Origin of the sequence: Streptomyces sp. 135 (genome assembly GCF_020026305.1) — a bacterium.
GTDB lineage: Bacteria > Actinomycetota > Actinomycetes > Streptomycetales > Streptomycetaceae > Streptomyces.
The window spans coordinates 2,644,237-2,666,289 of record NZ_CP075691.1 but is presented as its reverse complement, the minus strand read 5'-3'; the positions used below and the strand labels follow the sequence as shown (position 1 = coordinate 2,666,289).

The 22,053-nt window shown below is 73.1% G+C and carries 20 protein-coding genes and 2 pseudogenes; 6 read left to right on the top strand and 16 right to left on the bottom strand.

The annotated features are described in order from the left end of the window. Window positions 1-83: 83 nt before the first annotated feature. From KKZ08_RS12020 to KKZ08_RS12010, 3 genes are all read right to left on the bottom strand, one after another. Window positions 84-1,175: a putative sulfate exporter family transporter gene (locus KKZ08_RS12020; protein WP_223774448.1), complete on the bottom strand. Its 1,092-nt coding sequence runs from the start codon at window positions 1,173-1,175 to the stop codon at window positions 84-86. Further along, a complete protein-coding gene (locus tag KKZ08_RS12015; protein ID WP_223774447.1) occupies window positions 1,175-1,744 on the bottom strand; it encodes a cysteine dioxygenase family protein in 570 nt (189 codons plus the stop codon). The genes KKZ08_RS12020 and KKZ08_RS12015 overlap by 1 nt, the downstream gene beginning before the upstream one ends. A gap of 116 nt (window positions 1,745-1,860) precedes the next feature. Next, window positions 1,861-2,766 (bottom strand): LysR family transcriptional regulator, encoded by a 906-nt coding sequence (locus KKZ08_RS12010; RefSeq protein WP_223774446.1) that lies wholly within the window; start codon window positions 2,764-2,766, stop codon window positions 1,861-1,863. A 790-nt stretch (window positions 2,767-3,556) separates the two neighbouring features. Between KKZ08_RS12010 and KKZ08_RS12005 the strand changes: the two are divergent. Next, window positions 3,557-3,814: pseudogene (locus KKZ08_RS12005) on the top strand (hypothetical protein); the annotation flags it as partial. Here the strand turns inward: KKZ08_RS12005 and KKZ08_RS12000 are convergent. From KKZ08_RS12000 to KKZ08_RS11960, 10 genes and pseudogenes are all read right to left on the bottom strand, one after another. After that, window positions 3,798-4,439, bottom strand: coding sequence for a hypothetical protein (locus KKZ08_RS12000; protein WP_223774445.1), 642 nt, complete (start codon window positions 4,437-4,439; stop codon window positions 3,798-3,800). The pseudogene KKZ08_RS12005 and the gene KKZ08_RS12000 sit on opposite strands and share 17 nt — an antisense overlap. Further along, window positions 4,420-5,223 (bottom strand): FkbM family methyltransferase, encoded by an 804-nt coding sequence (locus tag KKZ08_RS11995; RefSeq protein ID WP_223774444.1) that lies wholly within the window; start codon window positions 5,221-5,223, stop codon window positions 4,420-4,422. The genes KKZ08_RS12000 and KKZ08_RS11995 overlap by 20 nt, the downstream gene beginning before the upstream one ends. A gap of 14 nt (window positions 5,224-5,237) precedes the next feature. Further along, entirely contained in the window at window positions 5,238-5,486 is a 249-nt protein-coding gene (locus tag KKZ08_RS11990; protein ID WP_223774443.1) for a Trm112 family protein, read from the bottom strand. Continuing rightward, a complete protein-coding gene (locus KKZ08_RS11985) occupies window positions 5,483-6,391 on the bottom strand; it encodes a hypothetical protein (protein WP_223779016.1) in 909 nt (302 codons plus the stop codon). Before KKZ08_RS11985 ends, KKZ08_RS11990 begins: the two co-directional genes overlap by 4 nt. A gap of 17 nt (window positions 6,392-6,408) precedes the next feature. Continuing rightward, window positions 6,409-7,146 carry a class I SAM-dependent methyltransferase gene (locus tag KKZ08_RS11980; protein ID WP_223774442.1) on the bottom strand — a complete coding sequence of 246 codons (738 nt, stop codon included), beginning with the start codon at window positions 7,144-7,146 and terminating at the stop codon, window positions 6,409-6,411. Then, window positions 7,143-8,525 carry a condensation protein gene (locus tag KKZ08_RS38955; RefSeq protein ID WP_346657918.1) on the bottom strand — a complete coding sequence of 461 codons (1,383 nt, stop codon included), beginning with the start codon at window positions 8,523-8,525 and terminating at the stop codon, window positions 7,143-7,145. Before KKZ08_RS38955 ends, KKZ08_RS11980 begins: the two co-directional genes overlap by 4 nt. Before the next feature lie 306 nt (window positions 8,526-8,831). Further along, window positions 8,832-12,944, bottom strand: a pseudogene (locus KKZ08_RS11975) (alpha-(1->3)-arabinofuranosyltransferase); the annotation flags it as partial. Continuing rightward, complete coding sequence (locus KKZ08_RS11970) at window positions 12,941-13,669, bottom strand: class I SAM-dependent methyltransferase (RefSeq protein ID WP_223774440.1); 729 nt, start codon at window positions 13,667-13,669, stop codon at window positions 12,941-12,943. The gene KKZ08_RS11970 and the pseudogene KKZ08_RS11975, both read right to left, overlap by 4 nt. After that, window positions 13,670-14,851 (bottom strand): glycosyltransferase family 4 protein, encoded by a 1,182-nt coding sequence (locus tag KKZ08_RS11965; protein WP_223774439.1) that lies wholly within the window; start codon window positions 14,849-14,851, stop codon window positions 13,670-13,672. Between the two features lie 207 nt (window positions 14,852-15,058). Continuing rightward, on the bottom strand, window positions 15,059-16,114 hold the full coding sequence (locus tag KKZ08_RS11960) for a DUF3068 domain-containing protein (protein ID WP_223774438.1): 1,056 nt from the start codon (window positions 16,112-16,114) through the stop codon (window positions 15,059-15,061). A gap of 234 nt (window positions 16,115-16,348) precedes the next feature. Here KKZ08_RS11960 and KKZ08_RS11955 point away from each other — a divergent pair, with 234 nt between their 5' ends. Next, window positions 16,349-16,501, top strand: coding sequence for a hypothetical protein (locus KKZ08_RS11955; RefSeq protein ID WP_223774437.1), 153 nt, complete (start codon window positions 16,349-16,351; stop codon window positions 16,499-16,501). An 11-nt stretch (window positions 16,502-16,512) separates the two neighbouring features. Next, window positions 16,513-17,868, top strand: a complete 1,356-nt coding sequence (locus KKZ08_RS11950; protein WP_223774436.1) for a helix-turn-helix domain-containing protein — start codon at window positions 16,513-16,515, stop codon at window positions 17,866-17,868. Here KKZ08_RS11950 and KKZ08_RS11945 read toward each other — a convergent pair. Continuing rightward, window positions 17,849-18,715, bottom strand: coding sequence for a YwqG family protein (locus tag KKZ08_RS11945; RefSeq protein ID WP_223774435.1), 867 nt, complete (start codon window positions 18,713-18,715; stop codon window positions 17,849-17,851). The genes KKZ08_RS11950 and KKZ08_RS11945 overlap by 20 nt on opposite strands. Window positions 18,716-18,837: 122 nt before the next feature. On the opposite strand from KKZ08_RS11945, the gene KKZ08_RS11940 reads away from it, so the two are divergent. Both KKZ08_RS11940 and KKZ08_RS11935 read left to right on the top strand, forming a co-directional pair. Further along, on the top strand, window positions 18,838-19,125 hold the full coding sequence (locus KKZ08_RS11940; RefSeq protein ID WP_223774434.1) for a hypothetical protein: 288 nt from the start codon (window positions 18,838-18,840) through the stop codon (window positions 19,123-19,125). Beyond that, window positions 19,028-19,600 carry a hypothetical protein gene (locus KKZ08_RS11935; protein WP_223774433.1) on the top strand — a complete coding sequence of 191 codons (573 nt, stop codon included), beginning with the start codon at window positions 19,028-19,030 and terminating at the stop codon, window positions 19,598-19,600. The genes KKZ08_RS11940 and KKZ08_RS11935 overlap by 98 nt, the downstream gene beginning before the upstream one ends. A gap of 39 nt (window positions 19,601-19,639) precedes the next feature. Here KKZ08_RS11935 and KKZ08_RS11930 read toward each other — a convergent pair whose 3' ends face one another. Further along, the gene (locus KKZ08_RS11930; protein WP_223774432.1) at window positions 19,640-20,170 is read right to left on the bottom strand and encodes a DUF4232 domain-containing protein; all 531 of its coding nucleotides are present in this window, start codon (window positions 20,168-20,170) and stop codon (window positions 19,640-19,642) included. A gap of 246 nt (window positions 20,171-20,416) precedes the next feature. After that, window positions 20,417-20,869, bottom strand: a complete 453-nt coding sequence (locus KKZ08_RS11925; protein WP_223774431.1) for a MarR family transcriptional regulator — start codon at window positions 20,867-20,869, stop codon at window positions 20,417-20,419. Between the two features lie 90 nt (window positions 20,870-20,959). Between KKZ08_RS11925 and KKZ08_RS11920 the strand changes: the two genes are divergently transcribed. After that, entirely contained in the window at window positions 20,960-21,991 is a 1,032-nt protein-coding gene (locus KKZ08_RS11920) for an NADP-dependent oxidoreductase (protein ID WP_223774430.1), read from the top strand. Window positions 21,992-22,053 lie beyond the last annotated feature (62 nt).

The window sequence follows — 22,053 nt, the reverse complement described above, 5'->3', positions numbered from 1 at the left end:
GAAGGTGTCCATGAGAGGACGGTAGGGGCCCTTGCGGACGGGGTACGTCCTCAAGAACCCCGGGGTTTCGGCCGCGCCCCATGTCAGTACGTCAGGACCACGCCCACGTACGAGATCCCGGCGATCACACCCCACGCCACCAGGCCGAGCGCCGCGACCCGGCCGCCCGTGCGGGTCAGCGACGGCAGGTCGACCGCGCTGCCGAGGCCGAACAGGGCGGCGGCGAGCAGGAGTTCCTGCGCCACCTGGGCGGCGTCGATCGCACCGCCCGGCAGGAGACCGGTCGTGCGCAGGGCGACCATGGCGAGGAAGCCCACGACGAAGAGCGGCACGAGCGGCGGACGCCGGGAACCCCCCGCGGACCCCCCTGTCGCCGTACCGGCCCGCCCGGCGGAGCGGGACCGCGACCGTGCCCGCACCGACAGCGCGACGGCCGCGACGAGCGGCGCCAGCAGCGCGACCCGCATCAGCTTGACCAGGACCGCGTCGCCGAGCGCCCCGGAGCCGGCCGTCTGCGCGGTCGCCACGACCTGCCCGACGTCGTGCACGCTCGCCCCGACCCAGCGGCCGAACTCCGCGTCGGTCAGGCCCAACGGGCCCTGGAGCAGGGGGAGTACGGCGATCGCGAGCGTGCCGCAGAGCGTCACCAGGGCCACCGAGGTGGCCGTGTCCCGCTCGTCGCTCTCGGAGACCTCGCTGACCGCGCCGATCGCGGACGCGCCGCAGATCGAGTAGCCGGTGGCGATGAGCAGCGGCTGGTCGCCGCGCAGGCCCATGCGGCGGCCGAGCCACCAGGTGCCGAAGAAGGTCACGGCGACCACGCCGAGCACCATCACGACCGAGGACCAGCCGAGCCCGAGCACGTCGTCCAGGCTCAGCTTCAGGCCGAGCAGCACGATGCCGACCCGCATCAGCCGCTTCGCCGCGAACGTCAGCCCCGCCTTGCCGGGGCCGCGCACGAAGTACCGCGCGGAGCCGGGCAGATGGGCCGCCACGATGCCGAGGACCACGGCGGCGGTGAGCATCGGCACGCCGGGCACCAGCCGGTGCACGCCCCAGGCCATGGCGACGCCCGCCGTGGCCAGCGCGAGGCCGGGGACCTTGCCGTGCGGCCGACGGGGCCGCGCGGTGAGGGGGGCGGTGCGGGACTTGGCGCGTTCTCCGAGCAGCGCCATTACCGGTCGGCCGGCAGTTCGTACACCCGGCGGACGCTGCTGCCCAGGCGGGCTATGTCGGCGCCGTAGATGTGGAGGGATATCGCGCGCGTGCCGCAGGCGTTCCACACCCGGTGGATGTCGCCGGGCGGCGCGAAGCCGCAGACCGCGCCCCGCGGGTTGACGACGTCCTCCGTGGCGATGAGCCGGGCGGTCCCGCCGGGCTCGGTGGCGGGCACGAGGCGGTAGCGCCGCTCGTGCTCCTCGCCCTCGTGCACGCCGGTGACGCACCACGAGACATGGTCGTGGACGGAGGTCCGCTGCCCCGGCAGCCACACCAGGGCCACGATCGAGAAGCTGCCGTCCTGTTCGGCGTGCAGGACGTGCTGGCGGTAGCACTCGGGGTCGCCCTCGCACTGCTCGTCGGTGAGCAGGTCGGCGGTGCCGAGGTGCGGGGCGAGCCGCTCGCCGACCAGGTACGCGGTCAGGTCGGGAGGCAGTCCGCGCCCGACCGCCTCGCGCACGTCGGCGACGAGGGTGTCGAGGCGCTCTGTGGTCCGGGCGGCCCGGTACGCGGTCGGAGTGGTCATACCGGCAGCGTGGCGCCGCCTGATCCATCACGTCCAACGACAGTTTCTTGGCAACCCCGCAACTTCCGCTTATGGATGGGGCGGGGATGCGGGCGGACGGGGCGTGGGCGAGAGCGTCAGCAGCCGACGCGGTTGGCCGCCACCGTCCTCAGCTCGGCGAGCACCAGCGCGGTGGCGGGGATGCGCAGATGATCCTTGAGGACGTACGCCGACACCTTGCGCCGCGAGGCGGGGTCCAGGGCGCGGCCCGTCACCTTGCGGTGGCACAGGAAGTTCAGGACGAGCCCCGGCATCATCGCGATGCCGAGCCCCTCGGCGACCAGGCTCTGCACGACCAGGTTGTCGTCGGTGGTGAAGGCGATGTCGGGCGCGAAGCCCAGCTCGGCGCACTCGTGCAGGAAGTTGGCACGGCAGCGCGGGCACCCCGCTATCCACCGCTCCTCCGCGAGCTCGGCGAGCTTGACCGAACGGCGGCGCGCCATGGGGTGCCCGGTGGGCAGCAGCACGGTCAGCTGGTCCTCCATGAGCGGGATCTCCGCCAGCTCGGCCGGCACCTCTTCGTGCAGGCCGGGGTAGGTGAAGGCGAGCGTGATGTCGCACTCGCCGCGCACCACGCGCCGCAGCGACTCCGGCGGCTCGTCCTCCAGGAGCTCCACGCGCACCCCTGGATGACCCGAGGCGAGGCGGGCCAGGGCCTCCGGGATGAGGGTGGCGTTGGCGCTCGGGAAGGCGCAGACCCGCACCCGCCCCGAGCGCAGCCGCGTGATCGCGTTCATCTGCTGCTGGGCGGCGGAGATGTCGTCCAGGATGATCCCCGCGTGCCGCGACAGCGCCTCGCCCGCCTCGGTCAGGCGCATGCGGCGCCCGACGCGGGTGAACAGGGGAGTACCCACGGACCGTTCCAGGGCCTTCATCTGCTGGGTGATCGCGGGCTGTGTATAGCCGAGGGAGCGGGCGGCCGCCGAGTACGACCCGGCCCGGACCACTTCGTGGAACGTCTTGATGTGCCGTGAATCGAACACCGCTGAATCATAAGCAGATGTTGGGAGGATCGAACAAGGGTGGGGGTGTGGCCTGTACGGGCCCTTGCTACGGCGCGAAGGACACCGTGCTCCTGTCACGGCGCGAAGGACTCCACGGCCTTGTCGAAGTGACGGCGCCCCGTGGTCCGTTCGTCGGCGGGTGCGGAGAGCGCTTGGTCACTCCAGGGGTCGCGCGGAAGCGGCCCGAGTGGGGAAGGGGCGCGCATGAGGCGACGACGCATGGCCGACGTCATCGGGGTGCTCACCGCGGCCGCGGCACTGGCGTCGCCGAGGTCCACACCGGCCGGAACTGCACCGGCCAGGTGGAGGAACTCGTGTACCCGGGGAGGACCTACTACACGGAGACGGCCAGGAGCGTCTTCATCCTCTGAGTCGCCCCCCGGGAGGCGGTTGCTAGCCTGCGGGGGCCCGAACTCGCGTCCGAAGAGGAGCCTCCGTGCCCAGCCCCCGCATCGCGCTCGTCACCTGCCGGCCGCAGCCGGAGTACGACCGTGACCTGCCGGTCCTCGCGCGGGCCGTCGCCCGCGCCGGGGCCGATGTCCACGTCGTCGGCTGGGACGACCCGGATCGACTGGCAGCTTCGAGCCTCCGCGGTGGGACAGGCTCGGCGAGCGGTGCGGCGGCAGGCTCGCCGAGCTGCGCGCGGAGGGCGACGTCGTCGGCCCTGGCCGGAGCCCGGTCGGTACCGCTCGCCCCGCGCTCGCCATCGCGCATGCGGCGCATCGCACGCGCGACGGCGGCGCGCGCTCGCTACGCGTGCGCGGTGCCGTACGACGCCGACAAGATTCCCCACCCCGACCTGCGCCCCTGGGAGGCGACGGCGGCCGAACTGGACGTGGCGGCTCGGGCGTTGCAGGCCGTGCCAGACGCCCCCGAACTGCTGTACGCGCGCGTGGACCTCGTGGACGGCCCCGACGGCGACCCGCTCGTCATGGAACTCGAACTCGTCGAGCCCAACCTCTTCCTCGCCCCGCACCCCGGCTCGCTGCCCCACGTCGTGGAGCACATCCTCAAGGCGGCGGTGTAACCCCGGAGCCGGACCCCGCGCCCATCGGCCCGCACTCCACCCGCTGGAGCAGGCCCCACGTGAACTCCGCGACGCACGCCCGCCGTTCACCGCTCCCGTCCGGCGCGGTGAACGCGAGGCGCCACCGCGTCGGCGCCGTCCCCTCCATGGGCCGCGCCGGGGCGAAGGCCCGCGATGCCTCGTCGACCGTGCAGGACCACGGGGTCAGATCGTCGACCGTACGCAGCTCGGGCCCGGCGGCCCCCGGCGCCCGCACCAGCCACTCGTTCCACACCGCCCCGTTCGGCGCGAGCAGCACCTCGAAGCGCAGGTCCGGCCAGAGCGGCACCGGCCAGCGCAGGGCCTCGCACTCCAGGTCGCCGATCGGGCGGCGGGCGGTCGACTCGGGGGCGCCGAGGACCGAGCGGTAGCGCGCCGCGGCGCCCCGCGAGCGAGCCCCCCGCGCCATCGCCTGCCACCGGCGGTTGGCCTCCCGCATCTCGGCGATGGAGGCGCCGAGCGCGTGGCGGGCGTCCTCCACGAGACCGGGGTTGTGGTCGGCCATGCGGCGCAGCAGGACCAGCTGGAAGTCCAGCGAGGTGAAGGGGGCGGCGGGCGAGGAAGAGCTAGCGGGCATGCGCCCCATCGTCGCGCACCTCGAAGGCGCCCGGCCGGCGGCCTTCCGGAAGGAACAGCACCGAATTGACGTACCGGGGACGCCGGGGCGTGAGGACCCGGCGCAGCAGCCCCTGTGACACGACGTACGCCGTGTCGTCCTGGTGCGCCTCCAGGTCGAAGGCGGCCAGCGGCAGCCAGGTGTCGCCCGGCAGGACCCAGCCCCGGTAGCCGTGGTGGCCGGTGAGGAGGTCCACGATGGGGGCGATCGGCTGGATGCGGGCCTCCAGCTCGATGAAGAGCGCCGGACGGTCGCGGGTGATCAGCTCGTGCGCGCCGCGCAGCACCGCCAGTTCGTTGCCGTCCACGTCGATCTTGACGAAGTGGACGTCCCGGAGGCCGAGCCCGTCCAGGGTCAGACACGGCACGTCGAGTGCGGTGGCGTGGATGTCGCGGCGGATCAGCGACGACACGCCCCGCCGGCCCTGGTCCCCGCGCGGCAGCCAGAGCCGGGCGGTGCCGGGGCGATCGCTCGCCGCGCCCTGGACGACGCGGACGTTGCCGGGCGTGCTGGCGGCGAGCAGCCGGGCGAGGCGGGGCACCGGCTCGACGGTCACCACGCGGCGGGCCCGCCCGGCGAGGCGGCGCGACCACGGGCCGTACCAGCCGCCGACGTCCACGGCGGTGCCGCAGTCCGGTGGGCAGAGGTCGCCGAGGCGGGCCAGCTCCGGTTCGAAGCGCGGGTAGACGAGGCGGGCCAGGGAGGCGATGAGCCGGTCGGGGACATAGGGCGCGAGGCGCGCGGCGAGCGTCATGGGCGGCCCCTCCGTCACGGCGATATTCGCTTGAGCAGCTGCTCGTGCTCGTCCTCCGGGACCTGCTCGCCGGAGGAGGGCAGCAGCTGCGGGATGCCGTCGATCACCGGGTAGCGGCGGCGCAGCCGCGGGTTGTAGAGCGCCTCTTCCGGTACGAGGGGCGCTTCCTGCGAGGCGAAGGGCTCCTCCGGGGTGAGCAGGTGCAGCGGCCCCTTGTCCAGCGGGCAGGCGAGGATCTTCAGCAGCGGGTCTTCGGGGTTCATCCGCTCGTCAACTCCTTGGGCGGGGGCGTGGTGTGCGGCGTGGGACCGTCGTGCTTGGGCATGGCGAGCAGTACGGACACGGCGAGCACCGTGCCCGCGATGCGCAGGGCGAGGCGCACCGGTTCGTGCGGCAGGGCCTCGCCGAACGCCAGCGTGCCGAGGACCGCCGTGAACAGCGCCGTCACCGTCGTGCACACCGGCACGATCAGGGAGGCCCGGCAGCGCTGGAGCGCCGCCTGCGACATGACGAGGCCGAACGCGCCGGTGAACAGGAGCAGGTACGGGTAGGGCGAGAGCAGCAGGTCGACGAGCGCGCCGCCGAGACCGTCCGTCGTCAGATGGCTGGAGACGCCCTTGATGGCCAGCGAGCTGACGCCGTACAGCAGACCCACCGCGACGCCGTACTCGACGCCCGCCGACGGCATGCGGTGGCGGTGCTTCGCGCGGCGCTCCGCCGAGCTGTAGAGCCAGACACCGGCGGCGAGCGAGGGCAGGCAGACGGTGAGGACCAGCGGCGCGGGCGCGCCGCGGCTCACCGTGTCGTCGGTCTCGCTCAGCGACAGCACGACCATGAGCAGCGCCAGCAGGATCGCGCCGACCGCGTACCGCTCGCGCCCCGAGGTCCGCTCGCCGAGCAGGGCCGAGGACAGGAGCAGCAGCAGGACCAGGCCCGACACGAAGATGCCCTGGGCGGCGGCGATCGGCAGCGTCCGGTACACCATCAGCTGCGCGCCGAAGCCCGCCGCCAGGGCGAGTGAACCGCCGATCCACAAGGGGCTGCCGAGGACCTGCCGCAGCAGCCGCACCGGCTCGCGGACGCTGACCGACGGCATGGCGGTCAACGCCCGCTTCTCCAGGACGAACCCGGTGCTGTAGAGCACGTTCGCGAGCAGCGCCGCGGCCACACCCCACCACATGGCACTCAAGTCCTTCGGGCGTGCAGCAGCAGGATCGAGGCGGCGCTCGGGACGGCGCAGGCGAGCCGGTCCAGGGCGCGCAGCGGGCGTGGCACGCCGTGGAAGGGCGCGCCGGACAGGCCTACGACGCTGAAGCCGCTCGCCGCGACGAACTCCCGCAGCGCGCGGGCGGTGTAGAGCCGCAGGTGGCCCACGACCTCCTTGCCGGGGCGGCCGTGGATGCCGCGCAGGCTCACCTCGGAGAAGACCGGCTGCACCCCGGCGAGGAGCAGGCCGCGGTTGTACCAGGCCGCGAGGTTGGGGGTGGACAGCATGAGGTGCCCGCCCGGCCTGAGGACCCTGCGCAGCTCGTCCAGCGCGCTGTCCGGGTCCACGAGGTGCTCGATGACCTCGCTGAACAGGACGGCGTCGGCCGCGCCGTCCGCGAACGGCAGCCCACCATCGGTGAGTTCCCCCCGTACGACGTACGGAAGGTGGGCGTGGGCGCGCTTCAGGGCGTCCTGCGACCAGTCCACGCCGATCACCCGGTGGCCCGCGAGGAGCGGTGCCGCGGTCGCGGCGGCCGTGCCGTCGCCGCAGCCGATGTCCAGGACGGTGGCGGTGCGGGCGGTGGCCGGGCCGAGCGCGGCGGCGAGGATGCGGGCCTGGCGCAGGCTGCGGGCGTCGCCCGACGCCACAGGGACGGCCGGGTTCTCGTAGAAGTCGCGGAGCCCGGCGGGCCGCCTGCCGGTCGCGGTGGTCACTTCCGCCCCTCCTCGGATGTGCCGGTCACGGTGTCCTCCGTCGCGTGGAGGTAGTGCTCGAACAGATCCCGCAGGTGCGCTCCGTCGCCGTGGCTGAGCAGGGTCCTCGACCAGCGCAGCGCGAGGTGCAGCCGGCCCGCGGTGGACGCCGTGGTCACCGTGAGGCCGCGCGGCAACCGGGCCGGGGCGGAGAACCACACGGCGTGCGCGCGGCCCGCGTCGCCGAAGTCCAGGGCGTACGGGATGCGGCCGATGTTGCTCAGCAGTGTCGTCGACGTCCAGGGCGCGGCGGCCCGGCGCAGCCCGCGGGTGACGGCCGCCCGCAGGGTCACCGGGAGCACCGGCGCGGTCAACAGCGTCGCGCCGTGCCCCAGTTGGGGCCTGGCCAGGGCCTTCAGCGCGCGGGTGCGGTCGGAGGTGCGGCGCAGCAGGTCGCGGATGGCCTCCGGGGTCCAGTCGCGCTGCGCCAACTCCTCGGCGCTGAACGGCACTTCGACGAGACGGGTGCCGTTGCCGATCGGCATGGTCGCGTCGCGGGGGCGGTCGTCCACCGGCATCGTGATGCGCACGGGCTTCGGCCGCGCGCCGTGCTCGCGGTTCCAGTGCACGATCATCAGCGCGGTCGCCACCATGAGCTGGTCGTTCACGGTGAACGGCGAGCCCTTGGGGCGGCGCGGCACGGGCAGCTCGGCGACCAGCATGCCGTTGCCGGGCGAGGGCTCCGGTGAGCCCTGGGCGACCCTGGCGGGCGGTGACCAGCCCGACGGCGCCTCGGGCGGCAGCAAAGGCGCGGCCCCGGCGCTCTCCGGCGTACGGCTGGGCGGCGCGGCCGGGGAGTTGTCCCGGCCGCCGTACAGCTCGGCGGCCGTCGCCAGGACGCGCAGGCAGGCGGGGCCGTCGAGCGCGGTGTGGTTGATGGTCAGGAACAGCACCGCGCCCGGGTCCTCTTCCGACCGGGCCCCGGAGCCCGGCTCGGCCGCCACCACCTCCAGGCGGATGGGCGGCGAGGCCGACAGCGGGGGCGCCTCGGCCAGCGCCCGTTCCCGGGCCCGCTCGAGGGCGTCCGGCTCCGGCGGCGGGAAGGTCACCACCTCGGTGTCCGGCCCGTCGGTGAGCTCCCACTCGTAACGGCGGCGGTACCAGGGCCCCTTGGCCTCCCGCATCAGGATGCGGGGATGGCGGCGCAGGGCCTCGGTGAACGCGGCCTTGAGCCGCTCGCGGTCCGGGGTGCCCGGCAGGTGCACCTCGATGTGCACGGTCTCCGGCTCCTCCTCCTGGAGGCAGTGCCGGGAGACCTCGTCGACGACGGGGAACGGCACGCGCGCGGGCGGCCGGCCGGGGCCGTCCGCACGCCGTGCCGGGTGTTCCAGTGCGGTCATCGCTGCGTGCCTTCTCCTGTGACTGCGGTCATCGCTGCGTGCCTTCTCCCGTGCCGGGTGTGCGCTTGTGCCGCGGGAAGCGGACCGTCGCGTCGCTCTGCGGCGCGGGCCCGGGGGCGGGCCCTGCCGGTTCGGGTCCACGGGCCGAGACCGTCGGGCCCGCCCGGGATGCGCCGGGGCCGGTGGCACCGGTGGGGCGCCCGGCGCGCCGCCGTCACGCCCGCGCTGCGGCAGCAGGGGCGCGGCGGGCTGCCCGCCGCCCGGTCCGTACACCAACGTATCGGCGGTGTCCGGATGCGCGTACCGCTCCTTCACGCTCACCAGAGCCGCGAACAGCGCGATGAGCGCGAGGAGTTGGGCCACCGGACCGAAGGCGCCCTGGTCGGCGCTGACGGCCTCCCCGGCCCCGATCGCCGCCGCGACGCCCGCGCCCGCCATCGCCGCGAACGCGATCGGCACCAGCAGGGTGTGACGCCACCAGGCCAGCAGCGCCAGCGCCGGGACGAGCAGGGCGAACGGCCCCGCGATCACCGCGGCCACCAGTGTCAGCGCCACCGTGCCGAGCACCAGGCCGGGCGCGGGCGGCGCGGGCACCAGGGCGTCGGTGTTGCGCTCGCGGCGCCACAGGACGACGAGTCCGATCAGTGCCAGGACGCCGGCCCCGGCCAGGATCAGGCCGATCTCGTAGGTCCGCGACGGCTCGTAGGAGAGCTTGACCGTGCCGCCCTCGCCCTTGGGCACGAGCCAGCCCTGCTGCCAGCCGTCCAGCCGCAGCGGGGTCAGCTCCTTGCCGTCGAGGGTCGCCTTCCAGCCGTCGTTCACGTTCTCGTACGTCGTGAGGTACGAGGCCGCTCCCGCGCCGACGCTCACCTCGCGGCGGTCGCCCAGCCAGTCCTTGACCTTCAGCTCACGGGCGGTCTCGTCCACCGCGCCCGGGGTGCCCCGGGTGAGGGAGGCGTCCATGACGGCGAGCGGACCAGCGTCCCCGGTCTCGACGCTGTGCGCTCCCGCGTCGAGTCGGACCGCCGTGTCCTTCTTGCCGCGCTGGCACAGGCTGATCTCGACCGGCCTGCGCTCGGTGAGGTCCGCGACCTTGCCCTTGGCGCTCGTCTCGTACAGCTCACCGTCGATCGACATCATCGGGCCCTGGCCGCAGGGCAGCGAGAATCGCGCCGAGGCCTTGGGCCGCGGGGTGCGGTACTCGTCGAGCGCGGGGACATAGACCTCCGTGAGGCCCACCGGCAGCCGCAGGTCGTCGTCCGCGACCGGGTTGTGGACCGTCAGCGGAGCCGTCTTCGTGATGGTGATGTCCATCTGGTCCGTGGTGATCGGGGCGAAGCGGGCGTTGCCGTGCTCGTCCACGCCCGCGGTGGCGGCGCCGTCCGGCGAGCTGATCTCGATCTTCTCGGGACGGGTCGACAGGCCACCCGCGCCGGGCAGCACGATCTCGCCCACCGGCTTCTTGTCCGGCCACTTGAGACGGATCACCGGACGCTTGTCCGTGCCCGCGATCCACGCCGTCGTCAGATCACCGTCGGTGAGGTTCCGCGGCGAAAGGCCGTTGCCGAGCCTGGCCGTGGAGTCCGCCGACGCGGTGATCCGCGGCTTCTGCTCCGGGGCCACCTTGTAGAGCAGCTCGTCCAGTTCGGCGCCCGGCACGGCCAGCGCGCTCGCCTTCACCTCGTACTCGCCGTCGCCCGTCGTCGTGAAGCGGCGGTGCAGACCCGACTCGGCGTTCACCGGCGAGAGGGCACTCGGGTCGGAGGAGCGGTGCAGCGAGTACGTCGTCGCGTCGGCGCCGGTCGTCTTCTGGGCGTCCTTCGGCAGCTGGAGCAGCTTGGTGACGCGCACCTCGGGGAGGGTGATCTCCGAGAAGCCCGCGCCCGTCAGGCCGGGGCGCGGCTCCTGCGTGTCCACGATCGTGATCTTGATCCAGTCGGTGCTGCCGGCGCGGGCCTTGACGCGCTGCGCCGTGCCGTCCGGCTGGAGCGAACTCGTCACGGAGCCGTGCTCGGTCTCGACGCGCACCCGCGTCGGCGCCGCCCGCACACCGTTCTGCGGCAGCGGCGTGACCTGGAAGGAGGAGGGGACGGTGATCGCGGAGTTGAAGTCGGCCCTGATCCACTCGCCGTCCGCCGAGCCGGAGCCGCCCTCGGCCCAGGCCGTGGCCGGGTTGCCGTCGAAGGCGTTCACCGGGTCGTACTGCGGCAGGTGGAAGAGCCAGTTGCCGTAGGAGGAGGCGGTCACGGACCTGGCGCCGCGCAGCTCCGCCGTCGTCTGGTGCTCGACGCCGTCGGTCGGCAGGATCTGGTGCGGCTTCTTGCCCGGGTCCTGGACCGCGTCGGGCGCGTTCCGCTCGTCGGGGCCGTACGTGTACGACGTGTTGGTGTTGACCAGGCCGAAGCGGGTGTCGGCGCGGCGCAGCCCGTCACCGACCGCCAGCAGGCCCGGCGTGCCGACGCCCGGGTGGTTGTCGCCGGTCAGCACGGCCGGACGGTCGCGCATCGCGGGGTCGGCGGAGAGCGGCAGCAGGGACTCCGGTCCGCCGCTGACCACCGCCGTGTTGGACACGGGCTTCAGGCCCGCCTGGCCGGGGCGTTCGGCGCCCTCGCCGGGGGCGTAGATCTCCACCGCGCGGTGGCGCGGGTAGAGGCCCTCCACCTGGAGCGGGGTGTCGTCGGGGATGACGCCGCCGGTGGTCTTCGGGCCGAAGCCGGTAACGCGGCGGAAGCCGGACTCCTCCAGGGTGCGCTTGACCGTCGCGGTCGGGACGTGGCCGACCTGGTCGGGGTCGAGGTCGTTGCGTACGACGACGTAGTACAGCCCGGCGCGGGTCAAGTAGTCGCTCAGGCCCGGCACTTCGCCGCCGGTCATCAGCGCCTGCTCGACCGCGTCCATCGCCCGGCGGTTGCCCGGCGTGCCGAACGGCACATAGTCGCGCTGCGCCCACCGGGACTCGGCGAGCACGTCGAGGGGCTGGTCGATGGGGGAGCCCCAGGTGTAGATGCCGTGCGCGGTCGCCGGGACGACGAGGGCGCGCGAGTCGGGGGAGTACTTCTCCAGCCAGTCGGCCGTCGTCTGCCAGTACGTCGGCAGCTTCTGGAACGAACCGGGCTGGAGGATCGAGCCGTTGAGGTACGGCCAGACGAGGCCGGGCAGCACGAGGACCGCCGCGATCAGCGGGGCGTAGCGCCTGCCGCGCACCCGCCGTGCCCCGCGCGCCTGCGCGGCGACGCCGACCAGGTGCATCAGGCCGAGGACGAGCGCGAGGGCGAGGCCCGCCTGGAACTTGTAGATGTTGCGGAAGGGGACGAGCCCGCCGTTCAGCCAGGACTGGACGGTCTCGTGGAAGGGCGCGCCGAACGCGCCGCCGTACCCGGCCAGCGTGATCAGGGCGACCGAAAGCACGGTCAGGACCAGCCAGCGCCGCTCGGGCAGGTCGCGCCGGGCGAGCCCCGCGAGGCCGAGCGCGGCGGCAAGCGCCGAGCAGACGACGGTCACGACGGCCGTCGCCACCGTCCAGCCGGCCGGCAGCCAGGCCTCGCCGAAGTACAGGTACGCGACCCAGTTGCCGGCGCCGCGCAGCGTCTCGGTGGCCGACATGGTGCCGGTGGTGGTGGCCGAGTTCTCCACGTAGGGAAGGAAGTTCTCGCCGTGGATGCCCAGCATGAGCAGCGGCACGATCCACCAGGCGGTGGCCAGGATGACGCCGGGCACCCACCAGGTGATCAGCTTCCGCTTGCGCGGGCCGTTCGGCCGGGAGAGGAGGTAGAGGGCGACCGGGAGCAGGGAGGCGAGGGTCGCCGCCGCGTTCACGCCGCCCATGAACGGAATGATCAGCGCCGAGCGGCACGCGGCGAGGCGCGCGCTGATCCGCTGGTCGGCCAGCGGCAGCAGCACCCACGGCAGGACCGCGCCGGGCAGCGCCGCCGCCGACGTCGAGCCGACCACCACGGTGAAGGTCGGCCACAGCGCGTACACCACCGCGCCGAGCAGCCGGCTCTGACGGCTGCCGATGCCGAGGCGTTCGGCCAGGCGCAGGGCGCCCCAGAACGCCGCCGTCACGATCAGCGACAGCCACAGCCGCTCGGCCAGCCAGACCGGCAGCTGCACCAGGTCGGCCAGGCCGTAGAACGGCAGCATGGGGAACGCGTAGCCGACGTACTGGTCCTGGATGCCGCCGAAGCCGCCGCGGTCGTGCCAGAGCTGGCCGAGGTCGGAGAGGAACTGCCAGGGGTCGACGGTGACACCGAGCTTGGTGTCGAACGTCATCCGCCCCGGTCTCACCGCGAGGAACAGCACGAGCACCACGGCCCAGAACCCCAGCAGCCAGCGCCGCGAGCGCGGCCCCCGCGAGGGTTCAGGGGCGTCGGTCGTGGGTCTTACGGCGGCCGGGGGTGGGGCCTGGACCGTGGTCATGGACACCGCCTGAGGATGAGGAGGAGGTTCCAGGTCGCGACCTCGCGCACACCCGGCACCTTGGTGATCGCCCCGGCCAGGAACGGCCAGTAGCGCGAGCGCGCCGACACCACGTCCACGTCGTCGCGGGCCCGCACCTGACGCAGGGTGGCTCCGACGTGGTGTGCGAAGAGGTTCTCGCCGAGCGTGTGTTTCGCGGCTTTTCCGGTACGTCGTTCATAGCGGGCGCGGGCCCGGTCGGCGCCCAGGTAGTGCCAGGGCGCCCACTCGTGACCGCCCCAGGGGGAGAGCCAGTTGGTGAACGAGACATAGATGAGTCCGCCGGGCCTGGTGACCCGGACCATCTCGCTCAGGAACGTCTGCGGGTCATCGACGTGCTCCAGGACATTCGAGGAGAACGTGACGTCGGCGACGGCGTCCGCCAGTGGCAGCAGATAGCCGTCGGCGACGACCGAGCCCTCGGGGGGCTTGGTGCCCGACGCCGTCATCTCCGCGAGATCCGGCTCGAAGAGGAAACTCTGCGCGCCGCGCCGCCGGAACTCCTCGGTGAAGTAGCCGCCTCCGCCGCCGATGTCGACGACGACGCGGTCCTTCACCGGTACGTACGCCTCCACTTGGTTGGCGGCGTCCTTCGCGAGGAGGGTGTAGCAGCGTTCGGGCTCCTGCTGTTCGCGCAGGAAGGCCCGGAAGAGCGTGGCGGAGCGGCGCAGGGACGGGTCTTTCACTTAGGTCCCCTGCGGGGTCGGGGGCCCGGCGGGCGCGTGGTGGGCGGCGACCGCCTCGGCCGCCACCGCCTGGAACTGCCGGACCGTGTTGCCCCAGCGGAACTGCGCGGCCCGTTCGCCCGCGGCCTTGCCCAACGCCCTGCGGCGCTCGGCGCTGAGCGCCAGCGTGCACCAGGCGGCGGCGAAGGAGCTCTCCCCGCGCGCGAGGAGGCCGGTGACCCCGTCCTCGATGGAGTCGCGGACCCCGGGGACGTCGAAGCCGACCGAGGGCGTCGAGCGCGTCGCCGCCTCGGTGATGACCAGGCCCCAGCCCTCCACGGCCGAGGGATGCAGGAGCATCCAGGCCTCGCAGAGCAGCCGGTGCTTCTCGGCCTCGGAGACATGACCGCGGAACTCCACGCCGGGACCGGCGAGCCGCTCGAGGCGGGCCCGCTCGGGGCCCTCGCCGACGATCACGAGCCGGCCGCCGGTGACGGGCCTGACCCGTTCCCACAGCCGGAGGAGGAGATCGATCCGCTTGTACTCGACGAGGCGTCCCATGGCCAGGAACAGCGGCTCGTCGGAGCGGGCGTGCAGCGGGCCCGGCTCCTCGACGCCGTTGTGCACGATCCGTATTCGTTCACGGTCCACGCCGATGGCGCGCAGGGCCGTGGCCGTCGACGGCGAGACGGCCACCAGCAGGTTGCCGCGCTGCGCGCCGGACAGGGCCCAGTGCTCCAGTCTTCGCCCGAGCCGGGCCGCGGGGGCGAGCGCGCCTTGGAAGCGCATCCCCCACAGATCGGTGTGGACGTGGTTGACCAGGCAGAGCGTCGGCCCGCGGTGCCACAGCGGCGCCAGGTACGGCATGCCGTTGCAGACCTCCACGAGCAGGTCGCAGTCGCCGACCTGCCGGGTGAAGGCGGAGCGTGCCCGCAGGTAGTGACCGAGGTCGCCACCTGCGGAGACCACGCGGTAGTCGCGGTAGGCGGCGGGTCCGCCGCACAGCAGCGTGACCTGGTGGCCCAGCTCGCTGAGCCCGTCGGCCAGCCGGTCGACGAGCAGTTCGGAGCCGCCCGCGGCCGGGTTGCCGAGGTCGCGGTGGGCGAGGAACACGATCCGGCGCGGCTGTGGGGGAGGCGCCGGGAGGTGCTGCGCGTGCCGTGGGGCGGCCTCGCGCAGCGAGGACGGTACGTGCTGGGGCATGCGTGCTCCAACTCGTCTCAGGGTGCGGAACTGTGGGGGGCCGGGCGGGAGAAACGGTCCTGCTGGGGTCTGCGGGTGCGGTGTCCGGCGTGTGCGGGGGCGGTGCGGGGACTGTGTTCGGGTGGGGGTGGTTAGTTTTCGCCGCCCCTTACCGCGGGTCTACTCACCGAGGTGACAATTTCCGGGCTTTTCCGGCCTGACGCCTCATCACATCGTGCTGGGATGCAGGGCCGTCTTGGACGTCCCAGGATTCGGACTCCCCGGCTCCGCTGATCCGCCGTCGCCGCCGGGACCGTTCCCGTGCCCGGCGGAGCCGTCCGCGCCGTCGTCCCTGCGCCCGCGTACGACCCAGACGGCACCGGCGAGCGCGAGCACCGCGCCGAGTACCCCGGTAACCACCGGAAGAGTCTCGCCGACCAGCTTCAGCCGGTCGCTGTCGTCCTTGGCGAGCTTGACCTGCGCCTTCTGCGTGGCCGGGGTGAAGGCGACGCGCTCGCTGTCGAGCAGCACCCTCGCATCCTTGTCCGAGCCGGGCGCGCGCAGCGTCTTGCGGGGCCCGATCGCGGCGTAGATGATCCGGCCGGTGCGCTGGTCGGCGACGAGCTCGATGCCGTGGTTGGCGTAGTACTCGTCGGCGATCACCTGGCTCTTCCTCGGCTGCCCGACCAGCCGCCCCGGCACCTGCCGCGTGCCGGTCTTGGTCGCCTTCACCGTCGCCGTGAAGCGCAGGCCCTCGTACCCCTGGATCTTCTTCGTGCCCCGGTAGGTGAGCGGCACCGTCGCGCCGAGCGTGTTGTCCCACCAGCGGTAGGAGCGCTTCTCCACGTCGAAGGGGAACTTCAGGTACGCCTCCCCCTCGAAGTACGGCTCCTCGCCGCAGCAGTGCACCGGCTTGTTCGTCTTCCGGTCGGTGACCCAGCGCTCCTGGGTCCACTGGAGCGAGTCGTGCGGGGTAGCGGCGGGCAGCGACTTGTCCGGGTCGACGGAGGTCACCACGTCCCAGACGGCCCGCCCGCTCTCCTCGCTGTCGGCGACGTCGCCACGGACCTGGCGGGTGATCGTGAGGTTCTTGTCGTGCACCGTTTTGATCTTCTTGGTGTCGAAATAGCTTCCTTTCCCCTTGAAGACGGTGATGGTGTCGATATCGGTCGGTGTGCGTTTCGCGCGTGGCTCGACGTACCAGGCCAGCATGGGTGCCAGGACCAGAAGGAACGCGCCGAGGCCTAGGAGGATCAGGGAAAAGGGCGAGGTGGTGCGGCGCATGGGGGCACTCCTGGGCTAAGGGCGGGAGAAGTGTTACCGAGCCGTACGTATGGGCGGGGAACCGTAGGCGCACCCTTGACTAGGTGTCAATGGATGCAGAGACTGGGGCCCAGCCGGACGGGGCCGGCCGGGACTGTGGGACTGTACGAAATTCCGTGGCGCCGCCGCGCGCCATGAACCGGGACCCTGTGCCCAGGGTGGGGACGACCTCCGACAGAGAGGCTGGCCCTCGCAATGCACCGACTGCTCGCCGCATCACTCACCGTCGCCGCCGGGGCGCTGCTCGCCGTGGGCGCCGCCCTCGGCATCGTCGCGCTCCTCGACGCCACACCGGAGCAGCCCAACACGCCGCTGGTGCACTACGACGCGCCGTCGCGGGGTCAGTGACCACCGTGGCCGTGACCGACACCCAGCCCCCCGAGGCCGCCGCGGCGGACCAGGGCGCCGCGCCGTCGCGCTCCGCCTGGCGGGACGTGCCGCCCCGGCAGGTCCGGCGGTTCGCCGCGCTCGCCCTGGAGGAGGTCCCCGCCCTCGCCCAGGACATCCTGCGCGAGATCCGCGCCGAGTACCCGGGCCTGCCCGTCGTCCTCGACGACTCGGGGGAGCCCATGGCGCTGGTCGGCATCCGCCGCGCCCTGGAGGGCTTCGTCCAGCAGCTGGCGTCCCAGGAGGGCCGGCCCCGTTACCACCTGGAGGTCTTCCAGGAATTCGGCCGCGGCGAGGGCCTGCACGGCCGCAGCCTCGACTCGCTCCAGGCGATCTACCGCCTCGGCGTACGCCTCGCCTGGCGCCGCCTCGCCGAGATCGGCCAGCAGATCGAGATCCCGCCCCCCGCCATGTACGAACTCGCCGAGTCGGGCTTCGAGTATCTGGACGGCCTGGTCGACCAGTCCGTACGCGGCTACGCCGAGGCCGCGGCCCGCGAGGCGGGTGAGCGGCTGCGGTTGCAGCGCAAGCTGATGGAGCTGCTGCTCTCCGAGCGGCGTGCCGAATCCACCGGCGGCACGGCACACGCCACCGGCACGGGCCGCGGCTCGTCGTCCGGACCCGCCCCCTTCGGCAACGCCCTCGGCGAGCGGGCCGCACGGGTCGGCTGGCAGCTGCCCGAGCGGGTCGCCGTGGGCGTCCTGCTGCGCCCCGCCCGCGAGGCCGTCGCGCCCGCCGTCGGGGAGGGCGTCCTGCTCGACATGGAGGCCGAGCAGCCCCGCATGGTCGTGCCCGACCCCGAGGCGGCCGGCCGCCCCGAGCTGCTGCGCCGCGCCATGACCGGCTGGTCGGGGGCGATCGGCCCGCCCGTGCCCCTCGCCGACGCCGCGAAGTCGCTGCGCTGGGCGGAGGCGGCGGTGCGGCTCATGGAGCGCGGCCTGCTGCCCGCCGGTGAGGTCCTGCACTGCACCGAGCACACCGAGGCCCTGGTGCTCCTCCAGCCCGAGGAGCTCATCGAGGACCTGGCCCGCCGCTGCCTGGCCCCGCTCGACCACTGCGGCCCCGCCCACGGCCGCCGCCTCGCCGAGACCCTCCTCGCCTGGCTGGAGACCCGCGGCGGCGCCCCCGAGGTCGCGGCCCGCCTCGGAGTCCACCCCCAGACGGTCCGCTACCGCCTGCGGCAGATCAGGGAGCTGTGGGGCGACGAGGTGGACGACCCCGACCGCCGCTTCGAGCTCGAACTGGTGCTCCGCGCACGGCGGTTGAGGGGACTGCTCGGCCCCGCCCAGCCTCCGGGTCCGGGCCGAGTCAGCAGCACTGCCAGGTGAACAGCGCCCGGTCGAAGCGGAGTTCCGCCAGGTCGGCGCGGCGTATCAGCCAGTACAGGCAGCCCTCGTCGCCCCACATCATGTCCGCCGCCTCGTCCGAGTCGAACTGCGCCAGCAGCACCCAGTGCTCCGCCTCGCCGGCGAGCCGGGGGTCGTGCCAGTCGGTGTCCGGTCCCAGGGCCCCGCGGGCGACCTCCAGCTCGACGGGCCCCTGCACCGACTGCGGGGTGCCGCCGAGCTGGTGGCCCACTTCGCCGTCGTACTCCCACAGGGCGTCAGTGAACTCCTCGCCGCACACCGGGTGGTCGTACTTCTCGAAGGGCCGGGCATCAGGGGCGAAGGCCTGCTGGATCCGCGGGTGCGTGGCGTCCGCGACCGTCAGGTCGGGGCGCGCGGTGAGCGGGATGTGGGGGTAGGCGTCCAGCTCCTCGGGCGTGGCCCGCGCCTCGGCGGGCGTGCCCGCGGGCACGTACACGACCCGGGCCCCGGCCCTCGACCCGATGTCGCCCACGTCCACCAGGGCCTCGCCGTCGTCCAGTTGGCCGTCGAAGTAGAAGAAAGCCAGCGTGCCCGAGGCGGGGAACGGTATGTCGAGCACCCCTTGGGGCAGGGCCGCGCAGTCCACCGAGGCGATGAACGACAACGGGCCGTTCCCCTCCCACACCGGCCACTCCACGTCCCGCGGCAGCCGGGGCTCCCCGCCCAACTGGCCCACCACCGCGTCGTCCCCGCCCGCCGCGGTGAGCCGGACGCCGGGCCGCAGCAGCCCGAGCCACCGCTCGGCGACGTCGGAGGGAAGGTGCTCATGGGCAAGGGCGCGCAGTGCGCCCGAAGAGGTCTGCGTCATGCCCCCGATCATGCCTCCCACCACTGACAACGCCCCGCCGTGCCGGAGTTGTTGAGTCCGCACACAACTTTCACAGCGGTGACTTCCGCTGTCACGTGCCCGGCACCTAGCCTCCAGGCCTCATGGACTACTGCCACCCGTGCCACAGGCACCTCAACGGCGCCCTCGCCTGCCCTGGGTGCGGAACCCCGGCCGAAGCCTGCCGGGAGTACGCGCAGGCCGTGGCCACGGGGGAGGAACCGGGCGGCAAGGACGATACGTACGACGACGAGTCCCCGCGCCCCCGCTCCCGCCGCAAGGAGCGCGGCCGCGGTGAGCGGGGCCGCAGGGAACGCGGCCGCAGGGCCGCCCACCGTCGCAGGCGCCGCAAGGTCCTGCTCGCCACCGCGGGCCTCGCGCTGGCGGCTTAGCGGTCTGAGCCTGGCCGAGCTGGGCGCCGAGGGCCCCTCCGACGACCGGCCGCCGCGTCCGCCCCGGACGGCGGCGGTCGGAGCCGTCCCGGGGCGGCGGGGCCCGGGCGGCAGCGCACCGGCGTCCGACGCGGTCGGCTCGTCCTCGGCGTCCGCGAAGGAGAAGAAGGACGCCGAGGACGAGCCGGACGAGAAGGATGGGGCCCGGAAGAAGGAGCGGGAGAAGGACCGGCAGAACAAGCGGGACAAGGAGCGCGCGGACAGGGAAGAGCGGCGGGGGCAGGAAGAGCCCACGGACGACGGGCGGCCCGACGGCTCCTCACCGGCCGCCCCCGGCGCCCCCGCCGCCACCCCCGGCTCATCCGCCCCCACCACACCCCCGCCGACCGCCGAGAACCCGCGGCCGACCCCGGAACCGGAACCAGAACCGGAACCGGAAGAGCCGTGCGACCGCTTCCTGTGGTGGTGCACGTGACGCGGTGCCGCGCGGGGCGTCACGTGCGGCCGGGACGCGTCAGTTCATGAAGGGAACGGCGTCGGCCGGGTCGGCGTGCCAGTTGGTGGCGACGGGCTTGTCGACCAGCGTGGCGCTGGGCAGCTTCAGGGTGACGGCCCCGGTCTCGTCACCGGCCACGGCGAGGAACAGCCGCTCGTACTCCGTGCCGTAGTCGCCGTTGGTCGTCTTCGGGTTGATGCCGGCGTAGGCGGCGGTGGCACCGGAGAGCTTCACGGAGTCGGTGACGGCCTGCTCGGCAGGGGTGACCTCCGAGTCGGGGGAGGACCCGAAGGAGGCGGAGGGGATGGTGCCCTCCAGGTAGCAGGTGATGCCGGGCCTGGCCTTGGCGGTGACGAGGAGGTAGCCGCCGGCCTGCGTCTTCTCGGTGAGCTTGAAGGTCAGGTCGTTGGTGCCGCAGAGCTGCTCGACGGGAGCCTTGCTCTGGCCGCCGGCGGCCAGGGCGGTCCCGGCGGCGGTGGCGGTGAGGGCCGCGGCGGCGACGGCGGTGAGGGCGAGACGGGCGGAACGGGCGGCAAGACGCGAACGCATCGAGAACTCCATGGTGACGAAGAGCGGGACGCCCAGCGAACTGCTGGACGGCTCACAGCGTGTGCCGCGATCCGTCCCATCCACTACGAAACCCCGACATGACGGGACGCTGGAACGCCGGAAGGGCCGCTGACCAGCACCGACGCCACCGGTCTGGAACGACCATCTGGAACGACCGACTGGAACGAAGGGATGCAACGACGGGATGCGACGACGGGCTGCAACCACCGCCCGCGACGCCGCCGCCTACGCCTCCTCGCCCAGCATCCTGCGCAGCAGCCCCCGCAGCGAGAGCCGCTCCTCGCGCGAGAGCTCGGCCAGCGGCTCGCGCGCGAAGTTCAGGGAGTCGCGCAGACCGCGGGCGACCTCGGCGCCCTCCGGGGTGGGCGCCGCCAGCTTCACGCGTCGGTCGGCGGGGTCCGGGCGCCGCTCGACGAGACCGCGCGCCTCCAGGCGGTCGACGATGCCCGTGATGTTCGACGGCTCGCACTTCAGCTTCTGCGCGATGCGGCGCATGGGCATAGGTTCGAGGAAGAGCAGACCGAGGACGCGCGCCTGCGCGCCGGTCAGCGCGTGCTCGGCCGCCGCCTCCTCGTACTCCTCGTAGTAGCGCCCCACGACCGCGCCGATCAGCTCGACGACTTCGCGCGTCAGCGGATCGGCTCGGGAGGAAGGGGTACGTGAGCTGCTGGTGGCCATGACGACCAGGCTACCCACTTACTTGACATCATGAAATATCCAGGAGCATGGTTGTTTCACAACCTGAAGCATTTCTAGGAGGACGCCCGCATGTCCGTCACCCCCGAGCAGCTCCCCTCCGTCAGCCGCGAATGGCACCTGGTGCGCCGCCCGAACGGCTGGCCGGTCCCGGAGGACTTCGCGCTGCGCGAGGTTCCCGTCACCGCCCCCGCCGAGGGTCGCGTCCTGGTCCGCAACCTCCACTTCTCCGTGGACCCGTACATGCGGGGCCGGATGAACGACGTGAAGTCGTACGTCCCGCCGTTCCAGCTCGACCACCCCATGGAGGGCGGCGCGGTCGGCGAGGTCGTCGCCTCGAACGCCGAGGGCTTCGCCGTGGGCGACCACGTGCTGCACTTCGCGGGCTGGCGCGAGTACGCCTCGGTGCCCGCCCAGTACGCCACCAAGGTCGACGCCGACGCCGCGCCGCTCTCCGCCTACCTCGGCGTGCTCGGCATGACGGGCCTGACCGCGTACGCCGGGCTGCTCGAAGTGGCCTCCTTCAAGGAGGGCGACGCCGTCTTCGTCTCCGGCGCCGCCGGTGCCGTCGGCAGTCAGGTCGGCCAGATCGCCAAGCTCAAGGGCGCCTCGCGCGTCATCGGCTCGGCCGGCTCGGACGAGAAGGTCAAGCTCCTCGTCGAGGAGTACGGCTTCGACGCCGCCTTCAACTACAAGGACGACAAGCCGGTCGCCGAGCAGCTCAAGGAGGCCGCCCCCGACGGCATCGACGTCTACTTCGACAACGTCGGCGGCGAACACCTGGAGGCCGCCATCGGCCGTCTGAACGTGCACGGCCGCGTCACGATCTGCGGCATGATCGCCGGCTACAACGAGAAGGAGCCGACCCCCGCCCCGCGCAACCTCGCCCTGGTCATCGGCAAGCGCCTGCGCCTTCAGGGCATGCTCGTGCAGGACCACTCCGCGCTCCAGCCGGAGTTCGTCCGCGAGGTCGGCGCCTGGATCCGCTCGGGTGAGCTGAAGTACAGCGAGACGGTCGTCGAGGGCGTCGAGAACGGCGTGGAGGCCTTCCTCGGCATGCTCCGCGGCGAGAACACCGGAAAGATGATCGTCTCCCTGGCCTGAGGCCACCGAGGACCGACCCCGATTTCCGGTATCCGATAATGTGATTCCACTTGGCCGCGGTT